The organism is Sporolactobacillus sp. STSJ-5, from assembly GCF_024385605.1.
Classification (GTDB): domain Bacteria; phylum Bacillota; class Bacilli; order Bacillales; family Sporolactobacillaceae; genus Sporolactobacillus.
The window spans coordinates 79,170-98,060 of sequence record NZ_JANFOJ010000006.1; the positions used below are offsets into that span (position 1 = coordinate 79,170).

The 18,891-nt window shown below is 43.1% G+C and carries 8 protein-coding genes; all 8 read right to left on the bottom strand.

The window, feature by feature from the left end:
- Positions 1 to 104: 104 nt before the first annotated feature.
- The 8 genes from NOM01_RS07715 to helD all read right to left on the bottom strand — a co-directional run bounded on the left by NOM01_RS07715 (position 105) and on the right by helD (position 18,349).
- Entirely contained in the window at positions 105 to 752 is a 648-nt protein-coding gene (locus NOM01_RS07715; RefSeq protein ID WP_255747789.1) for a class A sortase, read from the bottom strand.
- Between the two features lie 500 nt (positions 753 to 1,252).
- Positions 1,253 to 1,318, bottom strand: a complete 66-nt coding sequence (locus NOM01_RS17225; protein ID WP_370645998.1) for a helix-turn-helix domain-containing protein — start codon at positions 1,316 to 1,318, stop codon at positions 1,253 to 1,255.
- Between the two features lie 109 nt (positions 1,319 to 1,427).
- Positions 1,428 to 4,565 carry a SpaA isopeptide-forming pilin-related protein gene (locus NOM01_RS07720; RefSeq protein WP_255747790.1) on the bottom strand — a complete coding sequence of 1,046 codons (3,138 nt, stop codon included), beginning with the start codon at positions 4,563 to 4,565 and terminating at the stop codon, positions 1,428 to 1,430.
- 842 nt (positions 4,566 to 5,407) lie between these two features.
- Complete coding sequence (locus NOM01_RS07725) at positions 5,408 to 12,325, bottom strand: SpaA isopeptide-forming pilin-related protein (protein WP_255747792.1); 6,918 nt, start codon at positions 12,323 to 12,325, stop codon at positions 5,408 to 5,410.
- A gap of 867 nt (positions 12,326 to 13,192) precedes the next feature.
- Positions 13,193 to 14,521 (bottom strand): IS1182 family transposase, encoded by a 1,329-nt coding sequence (locus tag NOM01_RS07730; protein ID WP_255747934.1) that lies wholly within the window; start codon positions 14,519 to 14,521, stop codon positions 13,193 to 13,195.
- Positions 14,502 to 14,762, bottom strand: coding sequence for a transposase (locus NOM01_RS07735; protein WP_255747794.1), 261 nt, complete (start codon positions 14,760 to 14,762; stop codon positions 14,502 to 14,504). Before NOM01_RS07735 ends, NOM01_RS07730 begins: the two co-directional genes overlap by 20 nt.
- A gap of 195 nt (positions 14,763 to 14,957) precedes the next feature.
- Positions 14,958 to 15,854 carry a DMT family transporter gene (locus NOM01_RS07740; protein WP_255747795.1) on the bottom strand — a complete coding sequence of 299 codons (897 nt, stop codon included), beginning with the start codon at positions 15,852 to 15,854 and terminating at the stop codon, positions 14,958 to 14,960.
- 161 nt (positions 15,855 to 16,015) lie between these two features.
- Entirely contained in the window at positions 16,016 to 18,349 is a 2,334-nt protein-coding gene (helD, locus tag NOM01_RS07745) for an RNA polymerase recycling motor HelD (RefSeq protein ID WP_255747796.1), read from the bottom strand.
- Between the last annotated feature and the right edge of the window lie 542 nt (positions 18,350 to 18,891).

Sequence of the window (18,891 nt, forward strand, 5' to 3'; positions counted from 1 at the left end):
AAATTTAAAACTTATAATTTTTTTTCATTATTAAAAATGAATCGAATCCACCTAGACGAATCAATCGCCAAACAGGTCTGCTATCATCTTACACTACTTCGTGGTTAATTGGCATGATGATCGGTTACTTTAATCAGCTTCCCCTGAACGATAAGACGACCATCTGTCAGTATTTCCCGATCACAAGTGACTAATGTGATCTGTTTCTTCTTTGTTTGCTGAATGACATCCGTATTTGATGCGTCAACCGTTTTTCTAGAAGTTACTTCATAAACATAATCCTTTTTCAAATCTGTAATCACGATGCGGGCACCGATTTTTATTTTAAGAAGTGGGCTGAAAAGTAGGGTCGGTCGCCGCATGTGATGACCGGCCAGCGGATAATTGCCCTGACCCATCTTCTGATCCGGGCGCATCGTGGTTGCACCAACAAGAAGATTTGCATTTGTTGTCCCTTTTAGAATGGGTAGATGAATACCGACACTGTCAATGGAAATTAGCCCGATCATCGCCTTTGGATTCTGCTGCGCGCTTCCCCTAAACGTATCCATAACCGACGGAGGTCGAATCGTCTCGAAATCGAAAGTTGCCTTTCGACTATTGTTGCTATGCAGTTGTGCAGCCGTTACTTTTTGTTCTGTAAAGTGAGTGCTCATATAACCAATGATACTCTCCTTGATGAACGGCGAAAAGATGAGCAAAATCCCGGCAATCGCAAGGATAGCTGCAAGTACAGTCCATTTCCAACGCATTTGATTACTCCGTTTCTTAATTAATTATAATCAATAAATTTCGTTCATCCTCAATAAAAAATGTCTAATCAAATCTTACCATGATTAGACGCTAAATGTTATCATAGTGCACCTTCCACGACTAAGGTTGCGGGCTTCTGACCTCCCAGTCAAAATTTCCTGCGAACAATAAGCTTACCTAACACGTCGTTCGTTAGGCAGGGACTCATTTCATTGAGTAGGCGAACCCCATCGCTCCGACGGCATTGTTATTGGTAAAACAGGTCTTGTACGTTTGATTGGGGTTCTTACCTTAAAGCGAGGATGTCGAGCTGCCTTTTTAAAGAATCGGTCATAAGCATTGGAAAGGTTCTTTAAACTATTCTGCAAGGCAAATTTGTCCGGTTCTTTGAGTCAGGGGAGGTCGTTCTTTAGCTGAGTGAGTGCTTTACTACTGATGGAACAAGAAAGTCCCTTACCGGTTTGCTCATAGGCCTTTTCCAACGATCAAGAAAATGGTTTTAGACAAATCGGCTGCTCCCAATGCTCTTGTTGATTAAGACTGCCTGTTCTTCCGTGGGATACAAGTCTAAATTTAAAGGCTCTTTGAATGAGCACAGGTGTTCGATATTTATAAAAGAAGAGCGTCCTTATTCATGACTTAAGTCACGAGTAAGGACGCCCTACATCAATTGATTAACGCATTTTCTTTGTTTTTCTTCTTCCTGCATAACCGATGATGCCGGCAGAAAGAAGGAGGAACGCGCCGAACCAATACACCATTGAATGACTGCTGTCTCCGGTGACCGGCAGCGTGTTTTCTTTTGTCGGCACGGAATACTGTGTTTCCGCTAGAAAACCACGTTGCAATGCTGGTGCCTGCGTTACCTGATCCGTTGGTGTTTGACTGTCAGACTCAGAAGCAATCGGCTGATCCTGCACTTGTTCTTCGCCCATGACGCCGCGTTCAAGTGTTGGCGTCTGAGTTGGAACTGCCGGCGTTAACGGCTGAAGCGGAACGGTAGGCAGTGACGGCTGTAACGGCGTTGGTGGTGTCGGTGGAACCGGTGTCACCGTTTCAGGAATTCTTGTGTTTTCAAAAGTCACGTTTGCTGTCGGATCGCTTTGAGTCAAGGTTACTTGCTCTGTCTTAGACGACAGGACATAACCCGTTGGCGCTGTCTTTTCTACAAATCGATACGTGCCTAATTCGAGTCCGCTCTGTTCAATTTCACCATTGTCATCAGTGGTCAGCGTGTACAGCGTAGTCCACTGTCCGTTATCAATCAGCTGCTGAAGCTCAAATACTGCTCCCTCCAGCGTTTGATCCGGATTCGCCGAATCTACTTTCTTCAACGATACCGAGCCAAAGACTTCTTCCGGAATCTTGGTATTTTCAAAGGTCACGTTTGCTGTCGGATCGCTTTGGGTCAAGGTTACTTGTTCTGTCTTAGATGACAGGACATAACCCGTTGGTGCTTTCGTTTCTACTAATCGGTACGTTCCTAATTCGAGACCACTCTGTTCGATCTCGCCATTGTCATCGGTCGTCAGCGTGTACAGCGTAGTCCACTGTCCGTTATCAGTCAGTTGCTGAAGCTCGAATACTGCTCCCTCCAGCGTTTGATCCGGATTTGCCGAATCTACTTTCTTCAGTGATACCGAACCGAAAACTTCTTCCGGAATCTTGGTATTTTCAAAGGTCACGTTTGCTGTCGGATCGCTTTGAGTCAAGGTTACTTGCTCTGTCTTAGACGACAGGACATAACCCGTCGGCGCTGTCTTTTCTACAAATCGATACGTGCCTAATTCGAGTCCGCTCTGTTCAATTTCACCATTGTCATCAGTGGTCAGCGTGTACAGCGTAGTCCACTGTCCGTTATCAATCAGCTGCTGAAGCTCAAATGCTGCTCCTTCCAGCGTTTGATCCGGATTCGCCGAATCTACTTTCTTCAGTGATACCGAGCCAAAGACTTCTTCCGTAATCTTGGTATTTTTGACCGTAACTGTTTTTTCGTTGTCACCCTTGGTCAGATCAAAAGCCGGTGGATTGCTCCCTTTCTCATAACCGTCAGGCGCTTTTGTTTCCACTAATCGGTACGTTCCTAATGGTAGATTGTCTTTTGATATCGTGCCGTCCGCTCCGGTAGTCAGTGTCGTCACCTTCGTCCAGCTGTCTCCGTCTTGTTTCTCTAGGTCGAATTCCGCTCCAGACAAAGTTTTATCCGGATCTGATGCATCCACTTTTTGCACCGTTAGCTTACCCAAAACCGGAATTTCCGTATTCTCTACTGTAATGGTTTTTTCGTTGTCGCCCTTGGTTAGATCAAATGGTGGTGAATTTTCTCCCTTCTCATAGCCTTCCGGCGCTTTTGTTTCGACTAGGCGGTAGGTTCCTAGTGGCAGATTATCTTTTGATATCGTGCCGTCCGCTCCGGTAGTCAGTGTCGTCACCTTCGTCCAGCTGTCTCCGTCTTGTTTCTCTAGGTCGAATTCTGCTCCAGACAAAGTTTTATCCGGATCTGATGCATCCACTTTTTGCACCGTTAGCTTACCCAAAACCGGAATTTCCGTATTCTCTACGGTGATGGTTTTTTCGTTGTCACCCTTGGTCAGATCAAAAGCCGGTGGATTGCTCCCTTTCTCATAACCGTCAGGCGCTTTTGTTTCGACTAGGCGGTAGGTTCCTAGTGGCAGATTATCTTTTGATATCGTGCCGTCCGCACCGGTAGTCAGTGTCGTCACCTTCGTCCAGCTGTCTCCATCTTGTTTCTCAAGATCGAATTCTGCCCCAGACAAGTTTTTATCCGGATCTGTTGCATCTACCTTTTTCACGGTCACTTTCCCTAAAACAGTTGTCGGCGGAAGGGTCGGCTTGAAAAGGGCATAGTGGACCTCCATGCTTCCGTTTGTATTAATAAAATTGTTTGCAACCAACGTACCGTTTAACTGTCCCCAGTTCGCATTAACCGTAGCCTTCGGAGCTAATATTGAGCCAAAGATCCCGATGGTACCTAAATTAATCGTTGTCGCGTCAGGAAAATTGAACACTATTTTAGTTGCTTGGCTGTCTCCATAACTCATTCCCGTGCCATGGTAAAACTGCTGTCCCCCAGGCCAATTGATCGTTGTACCTGTTATATTGATAATGATTGTTTTACCCCTAGGCACATCAAAATTCATTTCTCCAGCTTGATTAAATTCCGAAGAAGGCAATGAAAAAACAACAAAGTCTGAACTTCCGCTATAGCTGAACGTCAATCTGTTGCCTGATTTATTGATCACTCCGTTCGGTTGGGAAACCGTATAGCCCTGATAACTTTGACTTATCCCAATCAGCTGCGTCCTCGCTTCAGCGAAACTAGCGACCTGATTATCTATAAAATCTTGAACATCAGCAACTTTTTTATCGGTCAATTGCTTCGCACGTAAATAATCACTTACATCAATGATCGGTGCGGGCCCGCCGTTTTCGCCAATAACAAATCGGCCCTTCAATTCCCCGTTATTGTAGTGCAGCTCATTTCCTACCACTAGATTCACATCATTATTGTTACTTAGCTTCGAAGCAATACCATAACTGCTCACATTTAACACATTGCCAACCGCCAATCGTCCTTCCGAATCGGTATTTGGCATGGTCATGTTATTCAGAATAAACGCATTAAAATGACTTGCTACTCCTAATGAGTGATTCATATCAATTGGCGCCGAGGGTTCAGCAGCATATGCCTTTTGACTATGAACTGTGCCATTGATGATCAATGATAGAAACAGGGTCGCGACAACAAATTTTCTTAATCCGAGCAACACTCTTTTCTCCTGTGTCTGCATCGTTCTCCCCTTCTTTCCTTCCGAACTCTTATTCATAGAAAAAAATAGTTGCATGACGTTTTCTTCACCGTTTATGTGACAGCATTTAGATTTTATCTTCATCAATGCCCAGAATAAAAAGCTATGCATTCGTACAGGAAGATATTCTTCTTAATTCAGAACTCATGGCAAGGTTCGTAAAATTACAGAAAATTTCCCCTATGACTAATTACCCATTTATTTGATTATTAAAACGGACTTTTTTTTCTTTTTATTTTGTGAAAAGTGTTTGCTCATGCAGCATAAAAAAAGTGATTCTAAAGATTAGAAAAACCGGGCAAAAAGCGCCCGGTCCTTACTTCCGCAGGATGCGGTGACTTCGACGTTGCTCATGACATGTGAGTGCTGTTAGTCGAAGTTCCCTTATACTTAGCGAAAGTTCCCTTGCATATGAAAGTTCCTTCATCTCACTTCTGTTTCATTAAGCATTCTGGTTTCTTCAAGTAACAGTAAAATAAGCGGAGATTTTCCGGTTATTTGCATCATGGAGCTTATTTCGCCGGTAAATAAGGGTAATTTTTCCGCCTATACTAAGCAAAACCCTCCATTTTCACGCTTTTCGATTCGATAAGCGGAATTCCTCCGTCTATTTAAGCTATTTTTCCGTTCGTTTTCTAAATAAGGGTAATTTCTCCGTCTATTTATCAGATTGGACGCTTAACTTGATCGCCTAACCGATAGTGCGGATTGGAAATCAGCAGCTTACCCTATCGCCGTACCAACAGGGCAAAATCTTATACTCCCTTTACTTGTTAAAAAAACTCCCGATCAGACAATCCTGATCAGGAGTTCTTAAAAATCTATTAATCATGTTTTCTTCGAGACAATGCAGCGATCGAGCCTCCGCCAAGCAAGAGCATAATACCAATGAGCATCGTGAGCAGATCGTTGGTATCGCCGGTCGTCGGTAGGTTCTTATTATTCTTTGGCGCTGATGTTTCTTCGAGCCCTAACTGTCCTCGCTCGATTTTCGCACCGGTTTGCGATTTAGCCGTTGGTTCAGACTTCGGTGTTCCGCCACCTTGTTGTTCAGCATCAACTCCGCGGTCAATAACCGGAATTGCTTTGTTAAGTGCTGTGACTTCAACCGGCTTCGACTGACCTTTAGCTACTGTGAATGGGATCGGTGTCGCATCAAGCTGATACCCTTTCGGCGCTTTAACCTCTATGAACTGGTAATCTCCAGGTGCCAGCCCTTTCACAAGGAATTCACCTTGGTCATCCGTCGTCCAGATCGCAGGCAAATCCTTGCCATTTGAATCTTTCGTAACCGGATTTCCTTTACTGTCTTGGAGCTTAAATTCTGCTCCTTTCAGCACGGCATTCTTATCGTTTGCATCCACTTTTGTCAGTTTCACATCACCCGGCGTCAGCTTGTTCGTCGCCGTGATTTCTATGGCTTTCTGATCCGTTCGGGTCACCTTGAATGGAATCGGTGTTATATCCAGATCATAACTAGCCGGTGCCTTGGTTTCGATGAACTGATAGTCACCTTCAGGCAAATTATTTAAGGTGAACTGCCCATGCTCATCCGTTGTCCAGATGTCCTTCAGTTTGTTTCCGTTGGCATCTTTCGTCACCACATCTCCATTACTATCAACGAGCTTGAATTCCGCGCCCTTCAAAACAGCGTCTTGATCATTTTTATCAACCTTGGTCAAGATAACACTGTTTACATCGTTTGTTTTTGTCAGCTTCACGACTGCCGGCTTGCCTTGATCTTCACTCTGAATGGTGAACGTCTTTGGCGAAGCATCAAGCAGGTAACCATTTGGCGCTTTCGTTTCGACAAATTGATAATCGCCCGGCGCAAGTCCATCCGCCTTGATCAAGCCGTCAGCATTAGAAGTTAATCCTTCATGGACTACTTTTCCATCCTTATCGACGAGGTTGAATACCGCTCCTTCAAGGCCGTTTCCATCAGAATCAACCTTTGTCAGTTCGACGGATCCTTTGTAGTTGACCGCGTTACCCGCTGTTATAACAGTTGGTACGCCTTTTGCATGATCTGCAATCTCAAAATCAATCTTAGTTTTGTTCAAAACATAGCCTTCAGGTGCCTTGGTTTCTTCAAAACTATATTTGCCAGGTTTAAGATTCTCTGCCGTGACTTTACCGTCTTTATCCGATTTCAAGTGTTCTTGAACAGGATTGCTATCTGCATCGACAATCTTGAACTCCGCTCCTTCAAGACCATTGCCGTTAGAATCCACTTTTGTTAATTCAACAGATCCCTGATAGTTAATTGCATCCGGTGCCTTGACCGTTACCGGTTTCCCGAGAGCCGTTTTCGGAATCTCGAAGTCAATCGTTTCATCGTTCAAAAGGTAGCCTTCCGGCGCTTTTGTTTCGACAAAACTATATTTACCAGGCTTCAGGCCGTTAGCACTCACCTTGCCATTTTCGTCTGAAGTTAAATGCTGACGAACTGCTTTTCCTTTGGCTTTGGCTTTGATAATCTTAAATTCTGCGCCTTTCAAGCCTTTTCCACTTGGATCCACTTTCGTTAATTCAACAGAACCCTTGTAGTTTTTCAACTTGCCGGCCTTAACAACAACAGGCTTTCCTGAAGCTTCATCCTTGATTTCAAAAGCAATTTTGGTCTCGTTCAAAACATAACCCTTTGGTGCTTTCGTTTCGACAAAGAAGTATTTGCCTGGTGCGAGATTTTCTGCTTTCACTTTGCCGTCCGCACCGGAGATCAGCTTCTTCTGAATGATTGTTTCTCCATCATCTTTGACTACATTGAATACGGCACCTTCAAGTCCGTTACCCTTCTTATCAACTTTCTTGAGTATCGCCGTTCCTGTAAAGTTCTTCAGTTTCCCGACTTTAACTGCGGCAGGCTGCCCAGCTGCTTCATCCTTGATTTCAAACTTTATCTTATCCGTATTCAATACATAGCCCTTTGGCGCCTTGGTTTCAACAAAGTAATAGGTGCCTGGTTCGAGATCTTCAGCCTTCACAATGCCGGCATTGTTCGATTTCAAACCTTCTTTAATAATGGTCGTTCCATCCTCAGCAACAACGTTGAATATTGCACCTTTAAGCGGATCGCCTTTTTTATCAATTTTCTTCAACACAGCGGAGCCTTTATAATTCTTCGCTTTACCGGCGTTTACCGCCTTAGGTTCGTTTTTCGCGGAATCCTTGATTGTAAAATCAATTTTATCCGTATTTAAAACGTAACCGGTTGGTGCTTTCGTCTCGACAAATTGATAGCTCCCCGGCGCAAGTCCATCCGCTTGGACAATACCATCGGCATTCGACTTCAGATTTTCCTGAATCAACTTTCCATCGGTATCAATGATCTTAAATTCTGCTCCTTCAAGACCATTGCCGTCCTTATCAATCTTCTTCAGAACAACGGATCCTTTGTAGTTGATCGCATATTCTGCCGTGACGATTGTCGGTTTTTCCAGTGCTTCCTTCACAATCTTAAATCCGATTTTCTTCGTATTAATCAGATAGCCGTCCGGAGCTTTCGTTTCAACAAAGTAGTATTTCCCAGGTGCCAGTGTTTCTTTGCTTTGGACGATACCATCCTTGTCAGAAGTCAGACCTTCCTGCACTGTATTTCCATCTTTATCAACGATGCTGAAGATCGCGTCCTTCAGTCCATGACCCTCGCTATCAGTTTTGGTCAACTTCGCGCTGCCTTGATAATCTGTAAGCGTTCCAGCGTTGACATCAGGCAACTGATTGTTCGCGTTCTTCGTTACCGTAAATTCGATTGTTTTTGTGTTAATCAGATAACCGGACGGTGCTTGAGTCTCTGTTAAGTGATAGTTGCCAGCAGGCAATCCGGTGAGCACTACCTTCCCATCACTGCCGCTCGTAATATCTGAACCGTAGTCATATGGAACATACACACCGCCTATACTTTGTTCCAGCTTGAAGGTCGCGCCCGGAAGCAGTTTCCCATCAGCGTCTTGTTTAGTCAATGTGACTTTATTCTGCTTATCAACAATCGTTGTATACGTGCCGTCCAAAGTTGAATCCGCATTAATTGCCACAGGGATTCCAGCGACAAGTGCATCGCTAATCGTATAGCCGTTTGGTGCCTGAACCTCTTTTAGAACATAATCGCCATAGCGGATATTTCCAAAGGTCAAGGTACCCGTTGCATCAGTTGTTCCCGTACGCAGTAGCTGCGTGTTGTCCTTATCCCACAATTCAAACACTGCACCCGGGAGAATTTGTCCGAGCTCTCCATTTTTCAGAATACGCAACGTACCTTTTACACCGGTCGCAGAACCGCCGCCGGTTGAAATTGCAACCGGGATCTTTTGCGTCGTATCTTGAGTGACTGTCTGCACATTGTCGCCGCTGATTTTCACTTGGTTTGTGACATCATCACTTGAGCCGGCAATATTAATGATCGAACGATATTGAACAGCATACGCGCGATCAATATGTTGGTAGTCACCAATGAATTTCAGTACGAATTGCTGCTTGCCTGTTACGTTATCTGTCGTAATTGTTAATGTGTAATCTTTGTCCCGCTTCAACTCTTTATCTGTATTCGGATCAAGGTTTCCATTCGTAATTGTCGCACCACTGCTATCATACTTGGCCTCATAAACATGGAATGAATTTTCATCCAAAATCTGATTATCAGACGGATCATCGGTAACTGTTACATCATCCAGTGCGGACTGACTTGGATTGACGTTGACAAACCAATTGACATAATTTCCACTTTGTGCGCCATTCTTGGTGACTAACTTGCCGCCATTCGTAATTGATACTGTTCCTGTAATCTGTCGATCAGGATGTCCTTCGTTATGATAAGTGGCAATATTCGTGTAGCTGCTTGCGCCATTAACGACTAGGCCATCCAATGATGTCTTGAACACAACCATGTATTGATTGGTATCATCGACGCCTGTTTTAAATTTCACAGTCAACGTTTTATTGTTGTCTGCAGACGGTTCAGTGACCTCATATTTTGAAGGGTCAAGTTCCGATCCTTCTTTAATCGATCCGCCTGAATTGATCGTGTAACTTTTCACGACTACCGAACCGGAGACAAATTTCTGATTGCCGGTGATTGGGTCCGTGATCGATGCATTATTGGCCTTTTCGCCGTTGTAGTTGACCCCAACCTTCCATGTTATGACTTTATTCACTGCGTTATAGGTACCATTTTTAAAACCGTTGAATTGGGTTTGATTATTGACATCGAAATCGGCACTTGCATCATTTGTTCGATCGTTACCATATTGGTCGGTCCATGTTGCCGTTGCTGAATTTTTCACATTCTTTTGGTTCGAAAAGTCAACATTAAAATGGGTTGAATAGGAAATTGTAAATTTGCTGCTCGTTTTCGCGTAATCGTCGCCGATGAAGGCAATCTTAAAACCTGCATTATTATCTTTAGTCTCGAGCGTGTAATCCTCGCCCTCGGTCAGATCTTTATCATTTGTTTCATCATGAATTTTAAGTGACCCAGCGACTAATGACTGTGCACCGCTAACAAAAGTATCATCCAGCTTCCAATCGTTCATTTCATACTTATTTTTATTAATCGTCAAATGCCAAGTAGCAGTTTTGTCTGTATAATTTACATCCTTGCTGGAATCAATGGTTTTAGTAATATTCTGCTGTGTCGCTTCACCAGTTGAACCCCCGCTGCTTCCGGTTCCGGTGTTTACGTCATTTTTATATTTTGTCGGATTTTCAATAATCACGCCATCTTTAACTTTGGTCTGATAGGTGATGACATAAGCCGATGTTACCTTGTCATTGAAATGAATGGTAAAGCCGGTGCTTGTTTTTTCAAGCGTATAGTCCGTGCCTTCCTTAAGCGTATCGCCAAGCTTAGGTGTCGTTCCGTCAAACGAATCAACTTTCTGTATTTTTAATCCGTCCACTAATTGCAAATCAGCTGAATTGAAGTTGTCGGTGATTGTCGCGTCCTTTTGGGCGATTTCTTTCTCACCAAAATTGTAGTTAATTTGCCAGCTGAAGGTCTGCGAGTCACCGTCGTAACCGGTGTTTGACTTTTCAACTGTTTTTCCATAATTCGCAGTGACAGAGGCTTCAGCTGGAATGGCGTCAAATTCATTTCCGCCAAATGTTGCATGATTAGTAAACGTGACTTCGCCGCCATCATCCGGCTTCGCTGAATTATTAATACTAGTGGTATAAACTAAACGATAAGCAGTATTAATCGGTTCTTTAAAGGTAACATTTCCATTTGAATCAACATCATATTCAGATGGATCTACCTTATCGCCCTGTGTGACCTTGCCGTCAATCGCCACATCCAGCTGATAGACCTGAACGGATTTGAAGGTTAACCCATCTGGAAAGTCCTCTGTCACTTTGGCATTTGTTACCTTTTCTAATTCTTTATTCACATCGACATTCCATGTGGCCTGAGTTGGATTCAAACCGCTATCCAATGCACCTGTTTTATCAATCGTGCTTTTTACATCTGGTTTAAAATGTACCGTTACGATCGGTGAATCGCTGTTTATAGGAAATTTGATTTGCTGATCAACCGGGCCTGTGATTTCTTTTTCATCAAATTCGGTATTCACATACAGGGTTCCATGTACATTCGAATTTTCCTTCACTTGATCATTGAAGGTCATGACCACATGGCCGTTCATATCCACAGTGAATGTACCATAATCACCCAGCGTTCCATTAATATCATTTTGCATTTTAAAAACGTCTGGGAGATCAAATTCATATGTGTCTCCAGCGTTAATCGTCGCTCCAAGATCGTTTGGGATTGCCCACGTAAAGTTGATATTCGCCGGATCATCTGTATTTGCCGGATTATCCTGATCATAAGGCCTACCATCCTTATCCGTCAGCGTCACACCGGTTAAAATGTTCTGTGTAATTTTTTTTGGAGCTGCTGTTTGGGCAAGACTGCTGAAGCCGCGCTCAATCTTTTGTTCGCTGTCCTTAGAAGGTTCATCAGCCTTCGCTTCCGGTTTGCTTAATTCTACTGAACTGCTGTCAACTTGCTTCGCTTGGTCAGTGGAAGAATCAGGAGCCTTTGTTTCTTCTTTCGCCGGCTCAGAAGCTGCATCCGGCTGTTTTTGTCCGTCGTCCGCGGATGCGGAGCTCTCATCCTGGTCTGATGTAGCCGCACTGTCCGTACCAGCAGCTTTCACAGGCACCTCCAATTTCTGAACCTGGTTTTCACCAAGATCAAACGGAAGTTCCAACTTTGTCGTATCCTTATCTATTTGTGCGGCAAAGGCGGCATCGAATTTAATTTTTCCGCTCGCATTCGTTAGATCCTTTGCCTGATCATTAAAATCAATCGTCAACTTATTCGAATCGGTTGTATCGTCAGAAGCAGCAACCTTATACGTACCAATCACTTGGTCGCCGTTCGTGACATCACCGCTAATTTCTTTATCAATCTTCAGCTCTTTCGGAACTTGAATAGAAATCTCTTTATCAGGATTCAGCGTCACGCCCTCTTTTTGTGACCAGCTGTATTCAAGATGCACGGCGTCCCCAGTCGTCAGCGGGTTGCTGTCCGTCTTCTCCAGATCAACCTCTTGATTATTATGATCGGTAACAAGTACCGAATCAAAAAGCGGATGGCTCGCCGCCTCGTCCGCTTGCGCTCTACCAATGGAAAAATTGCTGAATTGTGCCATGACGACAAGTGCTGATAATAGGGCGACGAATAGATTCCTTATTGGTCTATGTTTCCTGCCAAAGCGCGCTTTCCGTGTTGCTCTCATCTACATTCATCCTTTCTATTTATCTACTGATTCACAAGGCAAAAAAGAGATACAGAGACTGATAACTTTGACCCCTTGTCCTTCTCGCACGTCTAATATTTTGAAAATGTACGGTTCGTTCTCTCCGAGCAAAATCATTTTTAGGACGATTTTTAATATATTCTCCGATTCGGAGAATATGTCGTTTTAAGCGCCTTATATTAGGAATTTTTTGGTAACGGTTTCATATCATTGGTAAACCTTATTACTTCTGAAACAACTTTTCTCAATTTTATACGTGCAGGACAATGGAATAAGGGGCAATTCGATCACAGCTCAGCGACATTTAATGAACTTAAGCAACCAAGTCAAGTGACTAGAATATACAGTGGTGGTTATGACGGGTTATTGGCCGGGACATAAGATTCAGAGCTACATTTTCATGCATCATTCTAAAACCTCCCGATTCTTTTACTCAGAAAAAAGAACTACAAACAACTTGTGTCGAATTTCCAACAAGTTCCACAAATCACTTGTGTTCCCTCTGTATTAGCTTATAATTTCATTATAGTTGGGGGATCTATACGAATTCTGAACTGTTAAAACAACGCTCCTTTTATCATTCTAAAAATTCTAATCATTCATTATTTGCCCAGATCTTTTCTTCATTAATATCACGAAACAGTTTGTTAATATCATCGATGATGAATGCGGATATAAGAACATCGCAACTGAAAAGCGACACTTCGATCAACTTATGAAAATTATTGCTGTTAAAAAAAGAGGCTGTCCCAAAAGCCTCTAAAAGTGAATAAGCGGAGAGAAAAATTCAATTTTTCTCTCCGCTTTTCTGTTTTTATTTATGGAGGGCTTACTTTTCCTCTTTTTTTATTGCTGGAAATCCATCTTAACTTTCTTCATCAGGTTATGGGCCAATGCCAATAAGCCGAATTCTACGTGAACTTTTTTAAGCCCTCGGAGATGAAATCGGCGGAAATGCATATTTTGTTTTAAATTGCCAAAGACGGGTTCGTTCTCCAATTTTCGGCGTCGATAACGTGCTCGTCCTTCCTCTAAGTTCAGAGCCCTACGGGCTTTAGCCTTGGTTTCCTCGTACACAGGATTGTAATGAACTTGCCGATTTCCTTTGGCTTTTGTGCACTTACTTTTGAATGGGCAGTCGGTACAGTCTTCACATTCATAGATCTTAAAGTCTCTTTTATATCCGTAATGATCGGTCCGCGTCATATATTTTTTAAACACTACTTTACGGTGGTTCGGACAAATAAAAACATCTTCTAATTCATGGTATTCCCAGTTCTGAATCTTACTAAGATCTTTTTTAAATCGCCTTTGTTCTTCTTGACGTAACTGGTTATAGGGAATGAGCCCTTGGTAATGTTCTTCCATTAAGTAAAGATAATTCGCTTCACTTCCATAGCCTGCATCGGCAATGACGTGTTCCGGATGCGCAATGGGAGAGTGAGCCAGCTGTTTTAAATGGGGAATCAGTGTGCGCGTGTCCGTTGGGTTTTGATGAAGTGTATAGAACAGAATCATCTGATTTTCCGTACCCATCTGTACATTGTATCCTGGCTTGAGCTGACCGTTTTTCATGTGATCTTCTTTCATTCTCATGAAGGTGGCATCGGTATCCGTTTTCGAATAACTATTACGCTCGCCAAATGTTTCCATCTGTTTTTCGTATTTTTTAGCTCTTGGAATGAAGTCGTTCTTCAGAGCTTTGACCTGTTTTCTCAGTGTGCGATCGGGAGATCGGCGAGCGGGCTTCTTTAATCGCTCACCAGCCTGTTCTTCGATACCCTTTGTCCAATCTTCAACTTCTTGAGCAGACGCGGCCTTCTTCGTGTTCTGAATGAACTTCTGAATTTCCTGATGGTCCAGCTTGATCTGATCGTTGATTTCTTTGAAAACGGTCCTGACCTTTTCCTGTAGTGCTGCTTGATAACGTTGTGTTGCTTTTTTCCAGACGAATGTATAACGATTGGCATCGGCTTCGATTTTTGTTCCGTCCAAATAATAATCGCTACCGCTAATGTATCCCTGTTCCAATATCTGAGCAATAAAGTCTTCAAAAACAGCTTGGAGACAAGTTTCCATTTGTTGCACACGAAATCGATTGATGGTTCGGAAGTCGGGCGTTTGTTGATTGGCCAGCCACATCATGGGAAGGTTTTCACGTAGAGCACGTGCAATTTGCCGACAAGAATACCATTTTTGCGTATAAGCGTAGAGAGAGCAGAATTTTCGTCATCATTTGAGGATGGTTGGCCGGGCGGCCTCCACCTTTATAAGCTTCAAGAAAGACCTTTCGGTCGATTCCATCAACAAAAGCATTCACTGCTCGTGCCATGTGATTTTTGGGAATACTATCGCTAAAATCCATTGGAAGAATAAGTTGGTTCATGTTATACTCTTTGAAGATAATTGTTTTCAAAAAAATCGCCTCTTTTTAATGAGATTGGGGAATTTCATTATAAAGAAAAAGGCGGTTTTTTTCTGTGATCAAAACAACTCAAAATGAAAAACTCGAGAAGAATAATCCTCTCGAGTTTTTCATTTGAAGCCACCTTTTGGGACAGCCTCTTCTTTGACTATCTATAGGATGAAACATTTGATTCGTTCTAAGTATTTACGCGGGCTGGTTCTGTTCTTTACTTGCTGAAGATCTTCTATTTGTTAAATAAACACCGATGACGACCAATACACCGCCTAGGATTTGCGGTATCGTTATCGGATTGCCTAGGATCAAGCTGATTAATGCAGTAAACACAGTCAGCAGGTTCAAGTAGATGCCGGAGCGGCTGGCGCCAACAGTGTGCACAGCACGGTTCCAAAAAATAAACGAGCAGACCGATGGAAGGAAGGCGATGTACATGATGCCTACGGTGGCCGTACCACTCAGATGGTAGGAAAAACCCGACACCAAAAAAAATGGAAACAGCACAATTAATCCAAGCATCGCTGACACTGCCGTTGCGGCAATCAGCGGAAGCTTTTCCATCTTCTTACCAATTAAAGTGTAAAAAGTCCAGACGGTTATTGCTAGAATCATAAGCAGATCACCCTGATTATAGTGAATGGTGAACACATGCAGCAATTCACCGCGTGTCAAAACGAGCAGCACACCAATTAAGGAAACAAACAGACCAAATCCGTTCACAAGCGACAGCTTTTCCTTCAGTAACCACACTGCAAAAATAGCAATCATCGCCGGATTTATTGAATTTACAAGGGCGGCATTTAACGATGTTGTGAAACGAAGTGCTTCGTACAGCAGCACATTGTAGCCGACAATGCCGAGCAAGGAGAGAATCAACAAGATCTTCCAACGTTTCCAAACCTCGCGCCATTTTGGTTTTTCGATCACCTGTGCCAGAGGGAACAAAACAAGTATGGCTAGTGCCCAACGCACAAAGGTCATCTGAATCGGCGTCATTTCACTCACTACGTACTTGCCAAATACATAATTTCCCGCCCAAAACAGGTTGGCGAGGATAAGAAAATACACAGCTTGATACTTCTTCACAAGTACAGTTCCTCCCTAATGTAAAGTTTGCAAACATGCAGACCCTGCGAACGGCAATTGAACGTGCCCTCCGCCTTTCTAGTGTATTAAAAAAGGGAGTGGCAAAAAATGCCACTCACCAGTTAGCCTAAATAAACTTGTCCCTTCAAACAATCAAAATGCTACTCGCTGATGCGTGTTCGCAAATAGTGTTCGGTTGGAACCGAATCAAGGAACGGACTCGCCTCGCCGCTGGAGAGCAGAACCAGTTCATGCATCGCACGTGTACATGCTGTATAGAAAATGGTTCGCTCGCTTTCACGACTATAATTTTCGGATGAAGCGTCATAGATAATCGCCGCGTCGAATTCAATTCCCTTTGCCAAATAAGTAGGAATGATGATAAAGCCTTTATCAAATTGATAAGTCGCTTGAGTAATCAATTTAACATCAATCTTCTTTTTCAACAACCTATAGGCTTCCCGGCATTCCTTCATTGTTTTTCCGATTAGGGCAAAGGTTTCAAAGCCATTCTGCTGAAATGAAGCAATTTTATCCAAAATGATTGATACTTTATCCGATTTACCCGCTGCATCAATCCATTCAGGAAGCTTTCCACTGCGATCAAAGGGTTCGATTTGTTCGCCTCCCGGCACAATTTCCCGGGCAAAATTCATAATTTCCTTTGTCGAACGATAGCTGCGCAGCAGCGTCAGCTTCTTCACATCCTCAGCATTATAGAGATGTTCCGAAAGCATTGTGTCTGCGTCTAGACTCTGTGCGTAAATCGCCTGATTCAAATCGCCGAGAATCGTCATCCGGCAACGTGGAAAAGCGGCTTGAAGGTAAGCTAATTGCGCCGGTGAATAATCTTGCGCTTCATCAATGATCAAATGGCGGATTTCGTGGTTCCCTTTTCTTCCTTGAATCTTTTCTTTCATATAGAGATAGGGTACCGCATCCTCCCACGGACAGTCGCCTTCCTCAAAGCGCATCCGTGTTGAACGGCAGATGTCTGCCCAACGGTCAGGTGCTGAATCCTCGTTATAATTCTGATAGAAAATTTCACTATACACTTTTTGGCAGTTCACAAAATCGAGCTGCTTTACTCGTCGTCTCAACTTTTTCATTCGCCGATTCATGACAATTTTGCGCAGCAACTGTTCTTCACGATCATAATCATCAAATGTTTCCTCACTGAACTGCTTTTGTTGCTGCAGTTTCTCGAAGATGCTCGCATAGTCCGATTTGTCCAGCAGTTCTGCCTCTTCAAGTACCCAGTCTTCTTTTCGTTCACGTTTTGAAAAAGCGGCCATGCGGCGCAGCAGCCAATCACGCACTTGTTCCAAACGGTTCAGCAGTGTTTGTTCATGCGGCAGCGCATAGAAATAGTTCCCGACTTCCTCCCCGGAAACAATCACTTGATCGCGGAATGTAATGTTTCGAAAAATCATTCCTTCAGACTTCAAGTGCTCCAACCAATGATCAATCATATCTCGATAAGCAAGCGACGCTTTAAAACGAATACCGGTTAGTCTCGTCTTTAATTGTTCTCCATCGGCCATCGTTAGGCAGCTTTCCGTTTGATCAAATGGATTTTCCAATTGAAGATCACTGCCGATACGTTCCTCAATAAAATCCTTGAACGTTGTCTGCACCACATTTTCTTCACCTAATTCAGGCAATACATTAGAAATAAAGCTGGAAAAGAGTGGATTTGGTGAGAAAAGCAGCATATTGTCCGAACGCAGTGTTTTGCGGTAACGATACATAAGGAATGCGACTCGCTGTAATGCAGCAGATGTTTTTCCACTGCCCGCAGCTCCCTGCACGATGAGGTAACGATCCGTTTCATTTCGAATAATTTGATTCTGTTCTTTTTGTATTGTTGCAACGATACTCTTCATTTGAGAGGAGGCACGACCGCCGAGTACAGCTTGAAGCAATGCATCGCCAATCGTTAGCCCCGTATCAAACATGCCCTTTATTTTGCCTCCGCGAATAATAAACTGGCGCTTTAACGTCATATTTCCACGCACTTCTCCATCTAATGAGGCATACTTCGATGGACCCGGTGCGTAATCATAGTACATACTTGCAACCGGCGCCCTCCAATCATAAATTAGAAAGTCCTCATTTTTCGCGTCCATCAGTGACCCAATTCCGATATAGAGATGTTCTGCCCGACGTTCATCTTCTTCACGGAAATCAATACGGCCAAAGTAAGGCGTGTCTTGAAGTCTGAACAACGTCTTTAACTCCTTATTCATTTGCCCGTGGCGGCGTTCGCGTTCCGACAGCAATTCGGCTTGCTGCTTAATGCTTGCCTGAGTTTCATATACGTCGTCTGTTTCATCCAAGTTGACTGTGACGTCATCCCAGAAATTTTTTCTCAAATCAACGATTCCTTGCTTAACATCGCTTTTTTTCCCCGTGATCTTCTCAACTTTTTCTCCAATAACATCTATAACCTCATTAATGCGCTCTTGTTCTTGCTTTCGTTCACTTTGAGCCATAAAAGGAACACCTCTTATTGTTTGATCTTTATAAAAAATGGTATATTTTATGAAAATCAATCTATTTCACTTGACTTAAATAAGATATTATGGTATATTAAACTTTGATTTTTTAATTTATAAATTGACCCTTATTGAGTTATAACTATAACATGCACCGACGGAAACTTCAATATCCGTGCACATTCCGATGTGATTTTTTCGGTCAGTTTCTTTACTATATTCGGTCACCAGCCGGAATGAATCATAAGGCGCGCATTGAATAAAAAGAATCATTTTACAGCGTGCTAAAAAAAGGTTACTCTTAATGTGTAACCTTTTTAGAATAGGCTTCAGCAAGTCATTGTTTAGAGAAATACAATTATTGATGCAGTTTAGTAATAACGGCATCGGTTTATAATAAGATCGCTTAAAAAGCAAACGCTTTCTTTTGGCGAAATGATGAATTTAGGACAGACAATGTTTCGGTATGCCAGACGAAGGCATATAATTAGAAGGGATCTTTTCCGCGAGGATCCAATTGACGAGGAGGGTTTCATTCG

Coding starts and splice junctions, on each gene's coding strand:
- NOM01_RS07720 (WP_255747790.1), bottom strand. CDS start 4,565: ATGCAGACACAGGAGAAAAGAGTGTTGCTCGGATTAAGAAAATTTGTT.
- NOM01_RS07715 (WP_255747789.1), bottom strand. CDS start 752: ATGCGTTGGAAATGGACTGTACTTGCAGCTATCCTTGCGATTGCCGGG.
- NOM01_RS07725 (WP_255747792.1), bottom strand. CDS start 12,325: ATGAGAGCAACACGGAAAGCGCGCTTTGGCAGGAAACATAGACCAATA.
- helD (WP_255747796.1), bottom strand. CDS start 18,349: ATGGCTCAAAGTGAACGAAAGCAAGAACAAGAGCGCATTAATGAGGTT.